At 70.6% G+C, this 18,618-nt stretch carries 17 protein-coding genes; 10 read left to right on the forward strand and 7 right to left on the reverse strand.

Annotation, left to right across the window (positions count from 1 at the left end; all coding sequences use genetic code 11):
• Window positions 1–92: 92 nt before the first annotated feature.
• Together OHS81_RS36350 and OHS81_RS36355 are read left to right on the forward strand one after the other, a co-directional pair.
• Window positions 93–1,577 (forward strand): cytochrome ubiquinol oxidase subunit I, encoded by a 1,485-nt coding sequence (locus tag OHS81_RS36350; RefSeq protein WP_328390475.1) that lies wholly within the window; start codon window positions 93–95, stop codon window positions 1,575–1,577.
• A complete protein-coding gene (locus OHS81_RS36355; protein ID WP_328390477.1) occupies window positions 1,577–2,677 on the forward strand; it encodes a cytochrome d ubiquinol oxidase subunit II in 1,101 nt (366 codons plus the stop codon). Before OHS81_RS36350 ends, OHS81_RS36355 begins: the two co-directional genes overlap by 1 nt.
• 47 nt (window positions 2,678–2,724) lie before the next feature.
• Here the strand turns inward: OHS81_RS36355 and OHS81_RS36360 are convergent, their stop codons facing one another.
• From OHS81_RS36360 to OHS81_RS36370, 3 genes are all read right to left on the reverse strand, one after another.
• Window positions 2,725–3,582: an endo alpha-1,4 polygalactosaminidase gene (locus OHS81_RS36360; protein WP_328390479.1), complete on the reverse strand. Its 858-nt coding sequence runs from the start codon at window positions 3,580–3,582 to the stop codon at window positions 2,725–2,727.
• Between the two features lie 209 nt (window positions 3,583–3,791).
• Entirely contained in the window at window positions 3,792–4,466 is a 675-nt protein-coding gene (locus OHS81_RS36365) for a hypothetical protein (RefSeq protein WP_328390481.1), read from the reverse strand.
• 207 nt (window positions 4,467–4,673) lie between these two features.
• A complete protein-coding gene (locus OHS81_RS36370) occupies window positions 4,674–5,261 on the reverse strand; it encodes a TetR/AcrR family transcriptional regulator (RefSeq protein ID WP_328390483.1) in 588 nt (195 codons plus the stop codon).
• Between the two features lie 64 nt (window positions 5,262–5,325).
• On the opposite strand from OHS81_RS36370, the gene OHS81_RS36375 reads away from it, so the two are divergent.
• A complete protein-coding gene (locus OHS81_RS36375) occupies window positions 5,326–6,081 on the forward strand; it encodes an alpha/beta fold hydrolase (protein WP_328390485.1) in 756 nt (251 codons plus the stop codon).
• Window positions 6,078–6,581, forward strand: coding sequence for an SRPBCC family protein (locus tag OHS81_RS36380; RefSeq protein WP_328390487.1), 504 nt, complete (start codon window positions 6,078–6,080; stop codon window positions 6,579–6,581). Before OHS81_RS36375 ends, OHS81_RS36380 begins: the two co-directional genes overlap by 4 nt.
• A gap of 134 nt (window positions 6,582–6,715) precedes the next feature.
• On the opposite strand, the gene OHS81_RS36385 is transcribed toward OHS81_RS36380, so the two are convergent.
• Window positions 6,716–7,456 carry a class I SAM-dependent methyltransferase gene (locus OHS81_RS36385; protein ID WP_328390489.1) on the reverse strand — a complete coding sequence of 247 codons (741 nt, stop codon included), beginning with the start codon at window positions 7,454–7,456 and terminating at the stop codon, window positions 6,716–6,718.
• A gap of 333 nt (window positions 7,457–7,789) precedes the next feature.
• Between OHS81_RS36385 and rho the strand changes: the two genes are divergently transcribed.
• A complete protein-coding gene (gene rho / locus OHS81_RS36390; RefSeq protein ID WP_328390491.1) occupies window positions 7,790–9,040 on the forward strand; it encodes a transcription termination factor Rho in 1,251 nt (416 codons plus the stop codon).
• Window positions 9,041–9,103: 63 nt separating this feature from the next.
• Here the strand turns inward: rho and OHS81_RS36395 are convergent, their stop codons facing one another.
• Window positions 9,104–10,774: a purine-cytosine permease family protein gene (locus OHS81_RS36395; RefSeq protein ID WP_328390493.1), complete on the reverse strand. Its 1,671-nt coding sequence runs from the start codon at window positions 10,772–10,774 to the stop codon at window positions 9,104–9,106.
• A gap of 338 nt (window positions 10,775–11,112) precedes the next feature.
• Between OHS81_RS36395 and OHS81_RS36400 the strand changes: the two genes are divergently transcribed.
• On the forward strand, window positions 11,113–12,507 hold the full coding sequence (locus tag OHS81_RS36400; RefSeq protein WP_328390495.1) for a tetratricopeptide repeat protein: 1,395 nt from the start codon (window positions 11,113–11,115) through the stop codon (window positions 12,505–12,507).
• A 28-nt stretch (window positions 12,508–12,535) separates the two neighbouring features.
• Here OHS81_RS36400 and OHS81_RS36405 read toward each other — a convergent pair whose 3' ends face one another.
• Window positions 12,536–13,885 carry an MFS transporter gene (locus tag OHS81_RS36405; protein WP_328390497.1) on the reverse strand — a complete coding sequence of 450 codons (1,350 nt, stop codon included), beginning with the start codon at window positions 13,883–13,885 and terminating at the stop codon, window positions 12,536–12,538.
• 228 nt (window positions 13,886–14,113) lie between these two features.
• Here OHS81_RS36405 and OHS81_RS36410 point away from each other — a divergent pair, with 228 nt between their 5' ends.
• Together OHS81_RS36410 and OHS81_RS36415 are read left to right on the forward strand one after the other, a co-directional pair.
• Window positions 14,114–15,154: an NAD(P)-dependent alcohol dehydrogenase gene (locus OHS81_RS36410; RefSeq protein WP_328390499.1), complete on the forward strand. Its 1,041-nt coding sequence runs from the start codon at window positions 14,114–14,116 to the stop codon at window positions 15,152–15,154.
• Window positions 15,155–15,192: 38 nt separating this feature from the next.
• Window positions 15,193–15,981: a DeoR/GlpR family DNA-binding transcription regulator gene (locus OHS81_RS36415; protein ID WP_328390501.1), complete on the forward strand. Its 789-nt coding sequence runs from the start codon at window positions 15,193–15,195 to the stop codon at window positions 15,979–15,981.
• Between the two features lie 112 nt (window positions 15,982–16,093).
• On the opposite strand, the gene OHS81_RS36420 is transcribed toward OHS81_RS36415, so the two are convergent.
• Window positions 16,094–16,876, reverse strand: coding sequence for a TetR/AcrR family transcriptional regulator (locus OHS81_RS36420; protein ID WP_328390503.1), 783 nt, complete (start codon window positions 16,874–16,876; stop codon window positions 16,094–16,096).
• A 72-nt stretch (window positions 16,877–16,948) separates the two neighbouring features.
• Between OHS81_RS36420 and OHS81_RS36425 the strand changes: the two genes are divergently transcribed.
• Together OHS81_RS36425 and OHS81_RS36430 are read left to right on the forward strand one after the other, a co-directional pair.
• Window positions 16,949–17,839, forward strand: coding sequence for an alpha/beta fold hydrolase (locus tag OHS81_RS36425; RefSeq protein WP_328390505.1), 891 nt, complete (start codon window positions 16,949–16,951; stop codon window positions 17,837–17,839).
• A 183-nt stretch (window positions 17,840–18,022) separates the two neighbouring features.
• Entirely contained in the window at window positions 18,023–18,592 is a 570-nt protein-coding gene (locus tag OHS81_RS36430) for an AMIN-like domain-containing (lipo)protein (protein WP_328390507.1), read from the forward strand.
• Window positions 18,593–18,618: the final 26 nt, after the last annotated feature.

The raw sequence follows: 18,618 nt of genomic DNA on the forward strand, positions 1-18,618 counted from the left end.
GCCGGGCGGACCGGGCCGGGGGCGTGACCCGCCCGTCGACGACCCCGAGGCGGCCCGCTCCCGAACGTCCCGAGCAGCAAAGGCACGGAGGCATGCACACCACGGTCACACTGCTGGCGGACGCTCCGGCCCAACTGCTCCCGGCCAGGCAGCTGATGGCGTTCACGCTGGCTTCCCACATCATCCTGGTGCCGCTCGGCGTGGCGCTGCCGCTGATCACCCTGGTGATGCACCACCGCGGCCTCCGCCGGAACGACCCCGTGGCACTGCTCCTCGCCCGGCGCTGGTCGGCGGTCATGGCGGTGCAGTTCGCGGTCGGTGTGGTCACCGGCACCGTGCTGTCCTTCGAGTTCGGGCTGCTGTGGCCCGGCCTGATGGGCACCTGGGGCGGCGTCTTCGGCATCGGATTCGGCGTCGAGGCCTGGGCGTTCTTCCTCGAAGCGGTGCTCATCGCCATCTACCTCTACGGCTGGCGGAGGCTGAAGCCCCGCACTCACTTCCTGCTCGGCCTGCCCCTCCCCGCTGCCGCCCTGCTCGGCGCGTTCGGAATCCTGGCGGCCAACTCGTGGATGAACACGCCCCAGGGCTTCACCCTGGATGCCGACGGCAAGCCGGTGGACGTCCACATCTGGTCGGCGGTCTTCACGCCCATGTTCGGCCCCCAGTACTGGCACTTCGTTGTGGCGATGCTGGTCACCGCCGGCTACGTCGTCGCCGGCGTCTATGCCGTCGGCTGGCTGCGCGGCCGCCGCGACCGCTATCACCGCCTCGGCTTCACCGTTCCCTTCACCCTCGCCGCGGTGTTCACCCCCGTGCAGATGCTGCTCGGTGATTCGATCGCCCGGTCGGTCTTCCACAAGCAGCCGGTGAAGTTCGCCGCGACGGAGATCGTCTGGCGTACCCGCACCCATGTACCGGAGTACATTTTCGGCCGGCTGCACCCCGACGGCACCGTCTCCGGTGGCATCAAGATCCCCCAACTCGACTCCGTGCTGGCCGGGTTCAGACCCGGGACCAAGGTGACCGGACTGAGCTCCGTCCCGGCGAGCGACCGGCCGACGGCGGCCCAGGCCACCATCGCCCACGGGGCCTTCGACCTCATGGTCGGGATCGGCTCGCTGCTGCTCCTCCTCGCCCTCTGGTACGGCTGGTGCCGGTTGCGTCGCCGCCGGCTGCCCCGGTCACCGTGGTTCTTCCGCGGTGCGGCGTGTGCGGGTGCCGCTTCCGTCGCCGCCGTCGAATGCGGCTGGGTCACCGCCGAAGTGGGACGCCAGCCCTGGATCGTCTACCAGCACATGCGGATCGGCGAGGCAGTGACGGCGACCCGGTCCACCAGTCTGTGGATCATGCTCGGCCTGGTGATGGTGGTGTATGTGTTCATCTTCGGCTCGCTGCTCGCCGTGCTCCTCAAAATGCGTACCGGCTGGCGGCTCGCCGACGCCCGGCCGGCGGCGGGGGAGCGGCACGAGGGACCGGAGACCGACACCCCCTACGGGCCGCGCGCGCCGGTGCCGGCCGGTGACCCGCCGTCGTCCGGCGCCACGGGGCCGGAACCGGCCGAGGACGGCCGACCGTGATGGCCGCCGTGATCGCCGTGGTGATGCTGCTCGCCGTGGCCGCCTACGCCTGCGCCGGCGGCACCGACTACGGAGCCGGGTTCTGGGACCTGACCGCCGGCGGTGCGGAGCGCGGCAAGCGGCCGCGGTGGCTCATCGACCATGCGATGGCTCCCGTATGGGAGGTCAACAACGTCTGGCTGGTCTTCCTCTTCGTCATCATGTGGACCGGGTTCCCGGTCCTCTTCCAGACCGTGTTCTCCGCGATGTGGCTCCCCCTGGCCCTGGCCGCCATCGGCCTGGTCCTGCGCGGTGCCGGCTTCGCCCTGCGCAAGCCCGTCCGCCGCATCGCGGGGCGACGCCTCTACGGGGCGGTCTTCGCCCTCTCCTCGTTGGTCACCCCGTTCTTCCTCGGCGCGGCCGTCGGCGGTATCGCCTCGGGACGGGCGGTACCGGGAACGGAGGCGTCGGCGCATGCCTGGGCCAACCCGACCTCCATCCTCTTCGGACTGATCGCCATCGTGGTGACGGCCTTCCTCGGCGCCGTGTTCCTGGCCGCCGACGCCGCCCGCTTCGGGGCGCCCGACCTCGTCGGCTACTTCCGGCGGCGGGCGCTGGGCAGCGTCGTCGCGCTCGCCGTACTCGCGGCGGTCATGCTGACCGTCACCCGGAGCGACGCCCCGCACGTCTGGCACGGACTCACCCACGGCCTCGGCCTCGGCCTCGTCATCCTGGCCGGAGTCTGTTCCCTCGCCACCGGGTGGCTCCTGCTGCGCCGGTCCGGAGCCTGGTCCCGGCTCACCGCCGTCGGCGTCGTCGCCGCGGCGGTCCTCGCCTGGGGAGCCGCCCAACGCCCCTATCTCATCCCCACTTCGCTGACCGTGGCCGAGGGCGCCGGCGCTCCCAGCAGCCTGCGGTGGGTAGGCCTGGTCACTCTCGTGGCCGTGGTGCTCGTCTGCCCGGCCGTGGCGTTCCTGTACTGGCTGGACACCCACGGCGAGCTGGAACCGCTCTCCGGCGCCGACCTGCAACGGACCCGGCCGGGCCGCGACGACCCGCCCGGACCGGGCCGGGCCAGGCCGCCCGAACCGGGCCGCGGCGAACCGACCGAGCGCAACTGAGGCCAGCGGTGCCGTCCACGTGGGCGACGCCGTCACGCGGCACACCGTCAGCAGTGCTCCGCGACATGGCCCTCGGCGCCGGCGGGGCGGACATCGCGATCGCGCAGGGAGAGGGAGAGGGCCTTCCCCCAGGCGCGGCAGGCCGCGGTGAAGTCCTTCGACTCGTATTCGATGACGAAGATCTTGTCGGCGTAGGCCTCGGCGAACTCGGTGCACTCGTGGTAGCGGGTGCACTCCTCGACGACGGCGAAGTCGAAGCCGATACGACGGCGTTGCGGCAGCAGACCGGTGGTGTTCTTCTGGGCGACAGCCAGGTGCTGTTGGTGGGCGCGGCGGGCCAGGAGCCGGGCGAAGGCCGCGGCATGCCCGGCGGTGAGCCTGCCGCCGGACCGCTCGTAGGAGTCGAGGTTGTCGGGTTCCACGGCGTCAAAACCGGCTTGGGCGCAGCCGTCGATCCAGGGACCGACGATGTCCATGAGCGCCCGCCGTTTCGCGCCGGTGGAGATGTCGAGCAGCGGCTCGTCCCAGTCCTTGTCGATGACGGGCTCTCCGTCCCCGTCCCGCAACAGCAGCTCGGGGTGGCGGTCCTTCCAGAGGCCGGTCGCGTCGGGCTGGGCCTGGAAGGCGTTGACGTAGCAGATGTTGTAGAGACCGGGGGCCGGCTCGGCCGTGCGGTCGCGGGACACGGCCCGGACTCCGGCGGGCGGGGGATAGGCGCCGCCGAGCTGGTAGTCGAAGGCGGCGTTCGCCGTCGGTGGACGCACCGCGGCCGGGACCGTTGCCCCGCCCGACGGCGCAGGCGTCCCAGGGCCGGCGGGGTGCGGAGCGCGGGTGGCGGAGCATGCCGTGCTGAGCGCCAGGACCAGGACGAGGGCGCCGACGGCGAGGGAGCGTGAAGAGTGCACAGCCTGAGCCTAGGGACGGGTGGCGCGCGTGGCGCCGTGGATGCCCTCCTCAGGAACAGTTCACACCGGCGGGAGGAGGGAAAAGTGTGCCTCCCGGCCCGTGGGGACGAGCCGGGAGGCACGATGGCCGACGGCTGCGGTCGTCCGTCCCGTGCCCGATGGCGCGGGGCAGCCCCCCGGTGCAACCGTGCGGCGCCGCCGTGGTCAGCTCAGCGCTTGACCACGAACGCCTTGCCCTCCTTCGCGTCGGCGGAGCAGGAGTTCTTCTCCGCCGTGGTCATCTTGCGCGTCTTGACGGTCACCGCATTGCTCTGCCCGTCCGTTCCGTTGGGCGCGGGCCCGGTGACCGTGTCCGGCACGAACCAGAAGTAGTGACCCCACTTCGGGCTGTCGTAGTGCGTCTGCCAGGTGCCGGAGACGGTCTGCATGACCTGGGCGCGGGAGATCCAGCCCACCTCGCCGGGCTTCACCGTCATGTTCAGGGAGCTGTTCTCGGTGTGCGAGCTCGACCAGGTGTGGCTGTAGGTCGCGGTGACACTCAGGTCGATGAGGCCGGCGATGTTTCCGCCCGCGGTGACGGAGACGCCGGCGGAGTCCGTGGAACCGACGGTGTCCGCCCAGCCCATCGACTGAGTGGCATCCGAAGTGCTGCAGTTGTAGAGGGAGTTGGAGACCTGGCGGAAGTCCCCGAGGTACGCCTTGCCGAGAGCCGGCTCGTTGAAGCTGCACTTGCCTTCGCCGGAAGCGCAGTCGGCCTTGAGCTGTTCCCGGGTGGGCCCGTCGTCCGCGGCAGCCGGTATGGCCATCGCCGCGACCAGACCCAGTGACGCCGTGGACAGTGCCAGCAGCCGGCTTCCGTGGCGGATCGTTCTGCTCTTTGTCATCGTGCTGTTGCCTCTCGCCCAGCCTTGTGGAAGCGACGCGTCCATGTGGGGGATGCGTCGCTGTTGCGTATGAGACTGGTGTGAAATCTGTTGCAACTACACCAAGAGTTGGCAAAGTTGTAGTTGATAGGGAAACAGGCCCTTTACAGGGGGCCGAAACGGAGGCAGCATCACCTCCCGCCGTGAAGGGGTCGGACCGCCTCCGCCTCAGCCGGCGTCGCGCGCCCCGTTGAGGACGGTGCGCACGGTCCGCGCCACGAAGTCCTTCTCGAGCGGAAGCTGCCGCAGCACGATGCGCACCCACGCGGCCCCGGCCAGCAGGTCCATCAGCAGCATGGGGTCGGTGTCCGCCGCGATTTCGCCGCGCGCGACGGCCCGGTCGAAAACGGCCTGCTCGCGGGCGATCCGGTCGGCGAAGAAGTCCTTGACGTGCGAAGCGAGTTCGGGGCTGTGGGTGACGGCGCCCAGTACGGCGACGGCGATGGCGGAGGCCGGTCGCGCGGTGAGGAGGGTCGTCATCGTGCCCAGAAGGGCCTCCAGGTCCCCTTCTAGGCTGCCGGTGTCGGGAGGTGTGAGCTCCAATTGGCGTGCGCCGATGAGGGCGGCGCCGAGGAGGGCTCCCTTGGACGGCCACCAGCGGTAGAGCGTGGTCTTGTTGACGCCGGACCGCTGGGCCACCCCCTCGATGGTCAGCCCCTCGTAGCCCTTTTCCGCCAGCAGATCCAGTGCGGCGTCGAAGATCTCCTGCGCTTTCCGTGGGCCGCCGCGCCGTGTTCCGTTCCGCTCCTCGCTCATGACGGGGAGAGTAGCAGCAAAAAACAACGCAACGTTGCGTTGCACTTGAGGTAGCGTGCCGGGCATGGAATCCAAGGAATCCGGTCTGCCCCTCGTTTTTGTGCACGGCATGCGGCTGAGCGGCACGATGTGGCGCCCCGTGATCCGCGCCATCGGACAGCGCCATCCCACGGCTGCGCCCGACCTGCCCGGTCACGGGGACCGGCACGGTGAACCGTTCAGCATCCTCGGCGCCGTGGCGGCGGTGACCGAAGCCATCGACGCACTCGGTGGGCGGGCCATGCTCGTCGGCCTGTCGCTGGGCGGCTATGTCGCGATCGCCACCGCCGCCGCCCACCCCGACCGTGTTCTCGGCACGGTCGCGATGGGCTGTACGGCGCTCCCGCGCGGAGCATTCGGCGCCGTCTACCGGGGAGCGGCCCGGCTCGCGGCCCGGCACCCCCAACAGGCCGACCGGCTGAGCACGTTCGCGTTCCGCCGGGCTCTGCCCCCTCCTCAGGCGCAGGCCATGGTCTCCGGCGGCCTGAGCTGCGAGATCACACCGAGCATCATCAAGGCCGTCTCCGAGATGGACCCGCCGGCGTTGCTCTCGGCGTATCCGGGCCCGGTCTGGCTGGTGAACGGCGAGCGCGACCACTTCCGCCGCCATGAACGCCTCTTCCTCCGCGCCTGCCGCGACGGTCGCCTCGTCATCCGGCCGGGATGCGGACACCTCACCAGCCTCACCGACACGGCGGAACTCACCCGCCATATCCGCGATGCCGCCACGGTCGTCGCGGCCCGGAGCCACGGCTCGTCGACGCCGGAGGGAGTGCAGTGACCGCCCGCATATGGAGCCTGGAGGAATCCCTGGAAATCCCCCTCCCGCCACACGCCGTCTATGCGGCCCTGGCGGACATCCGGCGGATGAAGGAGTGGAGCCCCGAGGTCATCTGGGTGTGGCCCCGCGGAGAACGCTTCGTGGGGGTCAACCGGAAGGCCTGCTGGATCTGGTTCGCCACCTGCCGGATCGTCATCGCCGATCCCGGCCGGGAGTTCGCCTTCGACAACACCACGTTCGGCCTGCCGGTGGCGCGTTGGGGCTACCGCCTGACCCCGACGGAGCGCGGCACACAGGTCACCGAATACTGGATCGACCGCCGCCGCCACGGGTGGCGCCGTCGGGCCGCCGAGATGCTGGGCCTGGTCTTCACCGGCACCCCGGCGGCCCGGCGCGCGGTACACAACCGCGCCGGTATGCGGGAAACCCTCCGCCGGCTGTCCGCCGCATGCCGGACGGCCCCTTGCACCACGCAGGGAGGGCGGGGGCCGACGCGTTGATGCGCGCCGCACCAACGGTGGGGTGGCCGGGTAGTTCGCCCTCGCGCGCCGGCCCGTGGCCCGCACTCATGAACGCCGGCCACGGGCCGTGGCCTGTCGTCACGACTCTCCGTCGTCAACGGTGAATCCGTCCCTCAGGTGGCCCGGGTGGCACGGGTGGCCACCACCAGCCGGCACCGTGGGCTGCCGTCGGGGCGTCGGCCGAGCTCCGGCAGGGCGTGCAGCTGCACATCAAATCCGGCCCGCGTCAGCTCCGTCCGCACGTCGGCGAGCGGGAAGGTCCGGTAGTACATGACGAAACGCGGCCGCCACAGGGCGTTGCGGACCCGCATCGCCGTGTCGAAAGCCAGCAGCGCCCAGTAGCCGGGCGACCCCGGCCGTGCCGGAGCCCCGATCGGGAAGACGAACCGGCCGCCGGGGCGCAGCACGGAGTGCACCTGAGAGAACAGCCCCGGCCGTTCCCTGGGCAGAAAATGCCCGAACGCGCCGAAGCTCACCACGAGGTCGAAGACCGGCCCGAAGGGGAGTGCCCGTGCGTCCGCGCGCACCCATGCGGTGTGTGGTGCGCCCGCGGCCGGGCGCTCACGGGCGCGCCCCTGGGCGAGCATTCCCGCGCTGAGGTCGACTCCGGTGACCCGCTCCCGGCAGATCTGCCGCAGTACGTCCGTGCCCGCGCCGGTGCCGCAGCACAGGTCGAGGCCGCTGTCGAACGGCCCCAGTCTCCGCAGCGCCCGCGACACGGGCGTCAGGATCGCGTCCGGGGTCCGGAACGGCGTGTGGTCGAATGTCGGCGCGAGCAGGTCATAGCCGCGCTCGACGGAGGACAGCGCCTGCACGGCGAGTTCACGGAAGGTGGGACCCTGAGGTGCGAACATTGCCCTCAGCATAGAACTCGTCCGCACTCAGGGTCGCATCGGCCGCGTCCTGTGGTACCGTCCGAACAGAACGTATGTGTGCTCGCCGCCCTTCCGGCGCCCGTACGTCGCTTCTTTTCCTTCGCTTGCGCATCGCTGTTGCGCCCGTCCTTCTCGACCGGCGATCCAGCAGGCACCGGCTGCTCGATATGCACAGTCCGGCGATGCGGCAGCACCTTTCTCTCCGGTCGCGGGCATTTCCGACCTCCGGCAGGGCGTGAACTCACCGCCCTTTCCTGCCGGATTCCCCTCCCCGCCGACCCGCAGACGAACCTCCCGAGAGGACCTACCCTCATGACCACTGGTACCCATGTCAGCAGGCGACCCGGCACGGCCACTATTCCTGATTCCCTGTCTCCGCTCACTTCTCCTTCTCTTTCCGCTGCCCCTCTTGCTTCCCGCCCTGAGGAACAGTCCGCGGCCGCAGCCTCCGAGAAACCCGAGGTGGCGGCAGCCGGGGTCCTGGATATCGCGAACGATCGGCAAGAGGCCGGCTTTCTCCGTGCGGAAGGCTGTCTTGCCTCGTCCGGCGATGTCCGGGTGCCCGCTGCGCTGATCCGTGAAGCGGGCCTGCGCAAAGGGGACTTCGTCGCAGGGAGCTGCACGCGGCCGCGGTTGCTCGCCCGGATCGAGTCGGTCAATGGGCACCGGCCCGAAGCCGTGCGCGGGCGGCCGCATTTCCGTGACCTCACGCCACTGCATCCGCGCCACCGCATGCGCCTGGAAAGTGCGACCGGCGCACTGGCACCGCGCATCGTCGATCTGATCGCACCGGTCGGCAAGGGCCAGCGGGGCCTGATCGTGGCACCCCCGAAGACGGGCAAGACGGTGCTGCTGCAACAACTCGCCGCCGCCGTCGCCGAGAATTACCCCGCATCCCGTCTGATGGTCGTGCTGATCGATGAACGACCTGAAGAAGTCACCGATATGCGGCGCTCGGTACGCGGAGAGGTGCTTGCCTCCACCTTCGACCGGCCGGCGAAGGAGCACATCGCCCTCGCCGAACTGGCCGTGGAGCGCGCCAAACGACTCGTCGAGCACGGGCAGGACGTCGTCATCCTCTTCGATTCCCTCACCCGCCTGTGCCGGGCGCACAACAACGCCGCCGCCTCGGGTGGCCGCACCCTGAGCGGAGGTGTCGACGCCGCCGCGCTGCACGGCCCCAAGCGGCTCTTCGGTGCGGCACGGCTCGCAGAGGAAGGCGGCTCGCTGACCATCCTCGCCACGGCCCTGGTGGAGACCGGTTCCCGGGCCGACGATTACTTCTTCGAGGAATTGAAGAGCACCGGGAACATGGAACTCCGCCTGGACCGTGCGCTCGCGGGCAAGCGGCTCTATCCCGCGGTCAATGTCAGTGCCTCGGGCACCCGGCGCGAGGAACTCCTCCTGCCGGAAGCCGAGTTGACGGCCGTCCGCCGACTGCGCCGCGCCCTTCGGGCCGGAGGCGATCAGGCGAACACGGAGTCCCTGCTCGAAAAGGTCCGGCGTACGCCCGACAACGCGACATTTCTGCGACAGGTACGGCACACCGCGCCGGGCGGATGAACGGTGGCCGGATGACCGGGTGGCCGGCGACGGGCCGTTGGCGAGGCCTGGCGTGCTGCGGCCTCAGGAAGCGGGCGCAGCCGGCAGGACATGGGCGCCGGTCCGGTCGGTGCTCAGGCACAGTGAGCAGATCACCGCGGCGTGCTGGTGGCAGGCGGCGAGGTCCGGACGCTCGAACTCCTGACGGCAGACATGGCATGCGTAGCGGGCCGGACTGGGGTTGCCGTCCGGGTCCAGCAGTGGAGCGTCGATTCCGTCGGTGGTGCGCCGCAGGTAGAAGCGGCCCTTGGTCAGGACGGCCGTCAGGGGGGTGAGCACGAAGGCGATCACTGCGGCCGCGACAGGTGAGTACGGCTGGAGAGCGTCACCCAGAGCGTGGAAATACAGGGCGATCGACAGGCCGGATGCGGCGGTGAAGGACACCACGCCGACCGGGTTGACCGCATAGAGCATGCCGCGGCGGAACTCGGGGGCCTGCGGGGAGAGTTTCAGCAGGTACTTGTTGACGATGATGTCGGTGGCGACGGTGACGATCCAGGCGATGGCGCAGTTCGAATAGAACCCCAGGACGCTGTTGAGGAAGCTGAACATGTCCGCTTCCATCAGGACCAGTGCGAAGGCCAGGTTCGCGAGCACGAACACCATCCGGCCCGGATAGCGCTTGGTGACCCGGGTGAACGAGTTCGTCCATGCCAGCGAACCGGAGTAGGCATTGGTCACGTTGATCTTGATCTGACTGATCACGACCAGGACCACGGCCAGCGGGATGACCAGCCACGACGGCATCATGGCCGCGAAGGCGCCGGTGAACTGCTGGATGGGCTCGGTGGCCGAGGCCGCGCCCACCTCGGCGAGGACGTAGACGGCCAGGAAGACACCGATGGCCTGCTTGAGCGCGCCGAGCACGACCCATCCGGGGCCGGCCATCACCACGGCCGTCCACCAACTGCGCCGGTTCCGTTCGGTCTTGGGCGGCATGAAGCGCAGGTAGTCGACCTGTTCACCGATCTGCGCGATCAGCGACAGACACACGCCCGCGCCCAGCAGCACCGACGCGGCGTTGATCCCGCCGCTGCCGTGAGCGCCCCGGTACGACAGGAACGTGTGCACCGTGCCGGGGTCCGTGGCGATCAGGTACAGCAGCGGCCCCACCATCAGCAGCAGCCAGACCGGGGTCGTCCACACCTGGAGCTTGCTGAGCGCCTTCATCCCGTAGATCACCAACGGGATGACCATGCAGGTGGACAGCACATAGCCCAGCCACAGGGGCAGCCCGAAGCCCAGTTTCAGGCCCTGCGCCATGATCGAGCCTTCGAGGGCGAAGAAGATGAAGGTGAAGCTGGCGAAGATGACGCTGGTCAGGACCGAGCCGTAATAGCCGAAGCCCGAACCCCGGGTGATCAGGTCCAGGTCGATGTTGTAGCGCGCCGCGTAGTAGGCCAGGGGGAAGCCGGTGATGAAGATGACCACCGCGGCGACCAGGATGGCGGCCAACGCGTTCCCGGTGCCGTGAGTGAGGCCGATGCCCGCACCGATCGAGAAGTCGGCCATGTAGGCGATGCCGCCCAGTGCCGTGGTTGCCACGACCATCGGCGTCCAACGGCGGTAGCTGCGCGGGGCGAACCGGAGGGTGTAGTCCTCCAGGGTCTCGTCGGCCGCTTTGCCGGCCGGCGCCTCGGCGGGGGCGGGCCGAGGGCTGCTGTCGGGGACGGTCAGTTGTGGCTCGACGCTCATGCCGGACCTCCTGGGGGCAGTGGGAACACGACGTACGGGCACGCGCACGGCAGGGGACCGTGCGGCGCGCGCCGGCGTCGGCGAAGCGGGTGTGCGGTGCTGGGGAGATTAGGGAGCGCGTGTTTCCCGCAGCGTCCTCGTAGGTGAAGCGGGTGTTTCCGGGGCGGAGGGAAGAACGGCGGCGCCATGAGCACGAGGTGCTCGCTGCGCGTCCGGGCGAGCGGGTAGACATGAGGCTGCCGACGGCGGAGCGGAGTCCGGGACGGCACCCGGCGTCACTGCCGCCGCCCGGCGAGCCCTCTTCGCCCCGTCCCCTCCCTCACCCCGCAGGAGCCACCATGACAGCGGACCGACACGGGCACCCGATGAGCGAGACCGGCACCGAGGCCCTTGCGCACTACGAACAGGCCCTGGACGACCTGCTGTTCTTCCGGCCCCGGGTCGTGGAGACGTCGGAGGCGGTACTCGCTGCCTCGCCGCGGTCGGTGATGGGGCAGACGCTGGCTGCCTACCTGGGGGTGCTGGGCACCGAGGAGAAGGACGCGGCCGCGGCACGGGACCGCTTCGTCCGCTTCCGCTCCGGCCTGGACACCGAGCGCCTGACGCCCCGGGAACGTAGGCATGTCGCCGCCGCGACGGCGTGGCTGGACGGCGACCTGCACGGCGGCGGCCGCATCCTCGGCGACCTCTCCGTCGCCTTCCCGCGCGATGCGCTGGCACTGTTCGCGGGCCACCAGCACGACTTCCTCACCGGGGACGCCCAGCGCCTGCGCGACCGCGTCGGCGGAGCACTGGACGCCTGGGACGAGGACGACCCCCACCACGGTCCGCTGCTCGGCATGTATGCGTTCGGCCTGGAGGAGTCGGGCCACTACGAACGGGCGGAGGAGGTCGGTCTGGCGGCCCTTGCGCAGCATCCGGGCGATGTGTGGGGCATCCACAGCGTGGTGCACACCTACGAGATGCGGGGACGTTTCGCGGATGGGATCCGCTTTCTCGACGCCCGTACGGACGACTGGGCCCGGGGCAGTCTGCTCACCGTCCACCACTGGTGGCACTACGCCCTCTACACACTGGAGCTCGGCGCCACCGACCGCGTCCTGGAGATCTACGACTCCGCGCTCCACCACGACGCCTCGGCCGGTGCGGCGATGGAACTGCTGGACGCCGCGGCGCTGTTGTGGCGGCTCTACCTGGCACGGGACGAACAGAGCGCGCGGTGGGCCCGGCTCGCCGATGCCTGGGAGAGCCGCCAGGACGGCCCGCACTATGCCTTCAACGACGCACACGCGGTCATGGCCTATGTGGGGGCAGGCCGCTTCCCCCAGGCACAACGCCTCGTCCGGGACCGGGAAAACTGGCTGGCGGCGGAGGGGGGTGTCGCCAACCGTGCGATGACGGCGGATGTCGGACTGCCCGTCTGCCGCGCGCTGATCGCCTACGGCCGGCAGGACTACGGCCGGGCCGTCGATCTGCTGCTGCCCGTGCGCCACCGCCTGCACACCTTCGGCGGCAGCCACGCCCAGCGGGACGCGATCCAGCGCACCCTCGTCGAGGCATCCCTCCGCTCGGGCCGGGCCGACCTGGCGCGGACCCTGCTCAGCGAGCGAATCCAGCTGCGTCCGGTCTGCCCGTACAACTGGTCGGCCAAGGCCCGGCTCGAGGAACAGCTCGGCGACCCCGCACGGGCCGCGGCCGCCCGCGCACGCGCGGCCGCGCAGGCAGCCGCGTAACGGGGTGAACGGGCAACACGTCCGGGCGTCAGTGTTGTCCCGCGGGCAGGCCGGCGTCCTCCACGGCCGGCGGGGCGTCGGACGTCAGGAACTCCGGGTCGGGTTCGAGGAACCGGATGGCGACGGCAGTGGCGAGGTGCAGGACGGCGAAGATCCAGACGATGCCCTCCACACCGACCGGGCCCAGGGCGAGGGCGACGATGGCGGGGCCGGCGAAGGTGCTCGCTCCGGCGCCCAGGTTGAGTGCGGACATGGCCTGTCCCTTGTGGCGTGGCGCGAGCGCGGGGACCACCGCCGAGATCGGCACATAGCCGGCCAGGGCGATGCCGTAGAGGGCGGCGGCCACCGCGGCGGCGGCGAAGTGCGGGCCGGCCACGACCGGTACGTAATACAGCGCCAGGCAGGTGAGGGCGCAGGCCACGGCGCCGAACCAGGTCATGGTGCGCTGCCAGCCGAGGCGGTCGCCGACGGCACCGAAGAAGAGGTTGGCGAAGATGTTCGCGGCGAACATCACGCTGAGCAGGCGCAGCCAGGCGGAGGTGCTGAAGCCGACCGTCTCGGTGAAGAAGAACGGCAGGCAGACCAGAAAGCCGAATTGGGAACCGGTGCTGAAGACGCGGACCGCCGCGCCGATGGCCACACGGGGGCGGCGCCGCATGATCGAGACGCTGCCCGCCAGGGTCGCGAGCGGACGCCCGCGGTCGGGAGCGAGTCCGCTCCGGCCGGTGGGCTCGCGCACCAGCAGCAGGGCGAGCAGGCCGCCGAGCATCACCAGGCCGAGCGCGAGCCACAACGTCCGGTAGGAGCCGACCATCGGGATCGTGGTGCTGGCGACGAGTGAGCCCAGGGTCGGCAGGCCGCCGGTGAACGCGAACCAGTACCAGCCGACCGCCGTTCCCAGCCGCTGCGGCGGGGTCGCCGCGGTCACCCACACCAGGAATCCGTAGGCGAACAACGGATATCCGAACCCGCGCAGCCCGTAGATGAGGATCAGCACCGGATAGTTCATGGCGGGCAGCGCCACCGTCAGCATCAGCAGCTGGAAGACGAGCCAGATGACGAAGCCTGCGGTCATCACCCGTCGTGGCCCCCACAGGTCGGAGAGGGCTCCCGAGAGCCAGGCGCCGAGGGCCACGGTGATGCCGTAGACGGCGATGACCGCCGCCGCGTCGGCCTTGGCCAGGCCCTGATCGGCCAGGTACTTCGAGAAGAAGCCGGTCTCCACGCCGTCGCCGGTCATGAACAGCAGCACTCCCAGGAATCCCCAGGCCAGAGCCGGGGGTATGCCCAGGCGGGCACATCGGGAGTGGCTGCTGACGGCCGGCGGGCGGCCGGTGGCCGGTGCCGGTGCCGGCCGGGGGTGAGCGGGGCTGCTCATGGGCTCTCCAGGGGGCTGGCGTGATCGGTGAGCACGGGGGAGGGGCACCGCCGGCGGCGTCGGCAGACGGTGAGCCGGGGCAAGTCTTCTCGCATTTTGTGCGAAGTCAAGACTCCTCTGATAAAAAAAGAAGCGGTACCGTGCTGACATCCAGGGGCGCGCCGGTCCGGACCGGGATCGTGCACGGCCCCCGCCCCACCCCCGCACCCGAGGGAGCCGTGACCCGCCATGACCACCACATCCGGGATTCCCACCACCATGCGTGCCGCCGTACTGCACGGACCCGGGAAGCTGAGCATCGAGAAGCGGCCCGTTCCCGCCCCCGGCCCGGGAGAGGTCCTGGTCCGCGTCGAGGCGGTCGGGACCTGCGGCTCGGACGTGCACTACTACCGGGACGGGCGGATCGGCGACTTCGTCGTACGCGCACCACTCGTGCTGGGGCACGAGGCGGCCGGCACGGTCGTCGCCTGCGGTCCGGGCACCGACGGACGCCGGATGGGACGGCGGGTGTCCATCGAGCCCGGCACGCCCTGCGGCAGCTGCGGTGAATGCCGTCCGGGCCGCTACAACCTGTGCCCGGACATGCGCTTCCTCGCCACGCCGCCCGTGGACGGCGCCTTCTGCGAATACCTCGTCGTCCGCGAGGGCTTGGCCCACGAGGTCCCCGACACCCTCACCATCGAGGAGGCCGCCCTGCTGGAACCGCTGTCCGTGGCGGTCTGGGCCTGCCGCAAGGCCCGCGTGGCCCCCGGTGACCGGGTCCTGATCACCGGCGCCGGGCCCATCGGCCTGGTCGCCGCCCAGACGGCACGGGCCTTCGGCGCACGGGAGGTACTGGTCACCGATGTCCTGCCGCACCGCCTCGAACTCGCCCGGGCCGCCGGCGCCACGGCTCTCGATGTCTCCCGTACACCGCTGTCCGAGGCGGAGTTCACCCCCACCGTCCTCCTGGAGTGCTCCGGCGTGCCCGCCGTGAGCGGCGAGGCGATCCGCACCGTGGGCCGGGCCGGACGGGTGGTGCTCATCGGGATGGGCGGGTCCGAGGCACCGCTGCCCGTGAGCCGGGTGCAGAACTACGAACTGGAACTGACCGGCACCTTCCGCTACGCCCATACCTGGCCCACCGCGATGTCCCTGGTGGAGTCGGGAAGGGTCCGGCTCGACTCCCTGGTCTCGCACGGTTACGGTCTTGCCGAGGCCGAGAGCGCACTGACCGTCGCCACCCACGACGCGGCTGCCGTCAAGGCCGTCATCTACCCGCAGCGGTAGCCGCGCTGCCGCTGTCCGACCGGAAAGGGGCGGCCCCGATGGCTTCCACACGGTCGTCGCTGGCCGAGGTCGACCGGCGACGGCAGGACGTACTGGCCCATGTCGTCGAGCACGGAGACGTGCGCATCGACGAACTGGCCAGACACTTCGGGGTCAGCCTCGCGACCATGCACCGCGATCTGGACCAGCTCGCCGAACGCCGGCTGCTGCGCAAGGAACGCGGCCGGGCCGCGCCCTTCCCGACCCTCACCATGGAGACCGCCACCCGCTTCCGCACCGGCGTGAACCTGCCGGTGAAGGAGGCGCTCTGTGCCGCCGTCGCCGACGAGATCCGGCCCGGCAGCACCCTCGTGCTGGACGACTCGACCACGGTCTTCCCGCTCGCGGCCCGGATCGCGCGGACCGAAGCGGTCTCCGTGGTCACCAACTCCCTGGGTGTGGCCCGGCTGTTCGACGAGACACCGGGCGCCGATGTCACCCTCCTCGGCGGCCGCTACCGCGGCGAGTTCGGCTCCTGCGTCGGCCCCGAGGTGCTGCGCGCCCTCGGCCGCCTCCGCGCCGACCTCGCGGTGATGTCCGCGGTGTCCGTACTCGGCGGCCGGCTCTTCCATCCGATACGCGACTACGCCGAGATCAAGGAAGCCATGCTGGACTGCGCCGAGCGGTCGCTGCTGCTGGTGGACCACACCAAGTTCGGCAAGACCGCCACCCATGCCTACAGCGACATCGCCCGCTACGACCGGGTCGTCACCGACCGCGGTGCGCCGGACGGGGAGCTCGCCGCACTGCGCCGCAGGGGAGTGGCCGTCGACGTGGTCGACGCCTGACGGTACGCCGCAGCGAGGCAGTGCAGGCCCCATGCGCTGGGGCTGCCCCGGGACCGCCGGGCCTGCCCCGCACCGCAGGGCCTGTTCCCACCCGCCGGGCCTGCCCCGCGCCTCAGTTCCGGGGAGGCCGCGGTGACTCCGGGCCGGGAGCGAGCAGGCCCGCGAGCACCCGGCGGATCACCCGCTCGAACAGGGCTTGAGCATCCTGCGCCGAGTCGGCCGCCGAGTCGGCCGCCGAGTCGGCCGCCGGGCCGACTGCTGAGTGGGCTTCCGGGTGGCCGGTGAGGGCCTGTGCGAGGAGCGGATGAGCACCCTTCCCGGCCGCGGTGGCGAGATAGGTGGCTTGCGCCGACTGGCGCGCAGTGGGTGACCGGTAGCTCTGCAGGGCGGCACGGGACACCATCGCGACCAGCGCGTTCAGCACGGCGACGGCCTCCAGCTTGGCCCGGCCGGTCATCCGCACCGGTGCCAGGGCCCCGAGGGCGAATTCGAGGTAGTCCAGCCCGCAGGGACCCACCCGCATCGCCTCCGGTGTCACCTCCAGCAGCCAGGGGTGCCGGAGCTGGACCTCCCGGGTACGGTTGGCCAGCGCCAGCAGATCCGTCACCGGTTCCCCGGTCAAGGCCACCGTCAGGTCGATCTCGCCGGTTGCGGCGTCCACCATCAGATCCACCAGATCGTCACGGCCCGCGACATAGCGGTAGAGGGACGCGGGACCGGTGCCCAGCTCCTTGGCCACCTGCCGTACGGACACGGAGGCCAGCCCGCCGGCATCGGCCAGACGGACCGCGGCCCGGGTGATCTGCCCACGACTGCGCTCGGGTGCAGGCCCTCGCGCTCCCCGCTCGGGGCGTTCCCACACCACTACCGGCTCCTCGGTCACCGAGACCCTCACCCGCCTCTCTCCCTCGTCCTGCCCCGCTATGCTAATAACTGCGAACAGCGATCGCAGTATTGAGAGGGGATCATGACCACGTGGATGCCGACCCGCTGGGCCCGCAACGGCGAAGTGGAGCTGGCCTATGATCAATTGACGGATCGTCAAGACAGAGACCCGCTGCTGCTGGTGACCGGCCTGGGTGTCTCGCGTCTCTGGTGGCCCGGCGGCCTGGCCCAGGCCCTGGCCGCGCAAGGTTTTGCGGTGGCCCGCTATGACCAGCGCGACGCGGGAGAATCGACGCGTCTGCCGCCCACCGGGACCGGCAACCCCATCACGGCGCTCTTCCGCAAGCGCGGTGTGTCGTATACCGCCGAGGACATGACCGACGACGCCATCGCCGTGATGGATGCGCTGGGCTGGGATTCGGCCCATCTCTTCGGTCAGTCGCTCGGCGGCGCGGTCGCCCAGCGCATCGCGCTGCGCCACCCCGGGCGGGTACGGACACTGACGTCGGTGTCGGCCGTCCCCGGCGACGTCGCGGGCCTGGGTGCCCTGCGCCACATCCGGCTGCGGACGCTCGGCAAGCTCGCTCGGATGACGTACCCGGACACTCCCGAAGGCGATATCGAGGCCGGGATCGCCCTCGCCCACCTCCTGCATTCGCCCGCGTATCCGCTCGACGAGCAAGCCGTCAGGGACTCGGTCACCAGCCTGGCGGATACCGGGGTCCGCGACGGGCACAGCCAGAGCCGGCAGATCAGCGCGCCGTGGCACGGTCCCGCCATCAGCCGGATCACGGTGCCGACCCTGGTCCTGCACGGCGCGGACGATCCCCTGGTCAAACCCGCTGCCGGGCGCGCCGTTGCGGCCCGTATCCCGGGTGCGCAGTTCGTCTCGTTGCCCGGGGTCGGTCACGACCTGCCGGAACCGGTCTGGAACGACGTCGCGATGCGGGTGCGACGCCTCGCCGGCCGGTAGTGCCGCGGTGGGGCAGCCCTTGGGGCGGCGAAGCCCAGGCCGGGCAACCCGACCGATCAACCCCTCCGATTTCGCGACAACGTGGCCCGTCCGTCGGCCACATGCCGGCCGGCGGACAACTCCCCCGCAGCCCCGCCCGTCCTACCGCACGTATCTGTACGCACTCTTCTTTGGAGGTCATTCATGCGACGGTTGGGGACAGTGGCCGCGGCACTCGTGCTGGCGGGCGCCGGGGTGGCGGGGACGGCCACAGCGGCCAGTGCCGCGACCGGCCCGGCGGACAAGGCTCCCGCGGCCTGCTCAACCGCCTGGGGCAGCGGTAACAAGTCGGCGGCGACCGCGGACACCAAGCCCTTGACGGACGTCAAGACCAGTCACACCGCGTGCTACGACCGGATGGTCTTCGATATCGGCGGCGCGAACGGCAAGTTCGGCTACCACGTGGGTTACGTCGATGCGTTCCATCAGGACGGTTCGGGCGAGCGGATACCCGTCAAGGGCGGCGCCATCCTGCAGATTTTTGTGTCCGCGCCCAGCCATGACCCGGTGACGGGTAAGCAGACCTATGCGGGGACGGCCGGCAAGTCGCTCCCGGGAGTGAACATCACCGGATACAAGACGTTCACGGACACCAAGTTCGGGGCGAGCTTCGAGGGGCAGACCCAGGTCGGCCTGGGCCTGCGGGCCAAGCTGCCGTTCCGGGTGGTCCAGTCCGGTCACGAGCTGATCGTGGACGTCGCCCACAAGTGGTGACCGCCTCGTCGTGGGCCCCTGTCCCC

The organism is Streptomyces sp. NBC_00400, from assembly GCF_036048035.1.
Lineage (GTDB): Bacteria > Actinomycetota > Actinomycetes > Streptomycetales > Streptomycetaceae > Streptomyces.

What these genes read in the sequence shown, in the direction of transcription:
- OHS81_RS36405 (WP_328390497.1), bottom strand. Translation starts at nt 13,885, where the DNA reads ATGAGCAGCCCCGCTCACCCCCGGCCGGCACCGGCACCGGCCACCGGC.
- OHS81_RS36365 (WP_328390481.1), bottom strand. Translation starts at nt 4,466, where the DNA reads ATGACAAAGAGCAGAACGATCCGCCACGGAAGCCGGCTGCTGGCACTG.
- rho (WP_328390491.1), top strand. Translation starts at nt 7,790, where the DNA reads ATGACCACTGGTACCCATGTCAGCAGGCGACCCGGCACGGCCACTATT.
- OHS81_RS36415 (WP_328390501.1), top strand. Translation starts at nt 15,193, where the DNA reads ATGGCTTCCACACGGTCGTCGCTGGCCGAGGTCGACCGGCGACGGCAG.
- OHS81_RS36370 (WP_328390483.1), bottom strand. Translation starts at nt 5,261, where the DNA reads ATGAGCGAGGAGCGGAACGGAACACGGCGCGGCGGCCCACGGAAAGCG.
- OHS81_RS36430 (WP_328390507.1), top strand. Translation starts at nt 18,023, where the DNA reads ATGCGACGGTTGGGGACAGTGGCCGCGGCACTCGTGCTGGCGGGCGCC.
- OHS81_RS36350 (WP_328390475.1), top strand. Translation starts at nt 93, where the DNA reads ATGCACACCACGGTCACACTGCTGGCGGACGCTCCGGCCCAACTGCTC.
- OHS81_RS36400 (WP_328390495.1), top strand. Translation starts at nt 11,113, where the DNA reads ATGACAGCGGACCGACACGGGCACCCGATGAGCGAGACCGGCACCGAG.
- OHS81_RS36410 (WP_328390499.1), top strand. Translation starts at nt 14,114, where the DNA reads ATGACCACCACATCCGGGATTCCCACCACCATGCGTGCCGCCGTACTG.
- OHS81_RS36375 (WP_328390485.1), top strand. Translation starts at nt 5,326, where the DNA reads ATGGAATCCAAGGAATCCGGTCTGCCCCTCGTTTTTGTGCACGGCATG.
- OHS81_RS36385 (WP_328390489.1), bottom strand. Translation starts at nt 7,456, where the DNA reads ATGTTCGCACCTCAGGGTCCCACCTTCCGTGAACTCGCCGTGCAGGCG.
- OHS81_RS36395 (WP_328390493.1), bottom strand. Translation starts at nt 10,774, where the DNA reads ATGAGCGTCGAGCCACAACTGACCGTCCCCGACAGCAGCCCTCGGCCC.
- OHS81_RS36425 (WP_328390505.1), top strand. Translation starts at nt 16,949, where the DNA reads ATGACCACGTGGATGCCGACCCGCTGGGCCCGCAACGGCGAAGTGGAG.
- OHS81_RS36355 (WP_328390477.1), top strand. Translation starts at nt 1,577, where the DNA reads ATGGCCGCCGTGATCGCCGTGGTGATGCTGCTCGCCGTGGCCGCCTAC.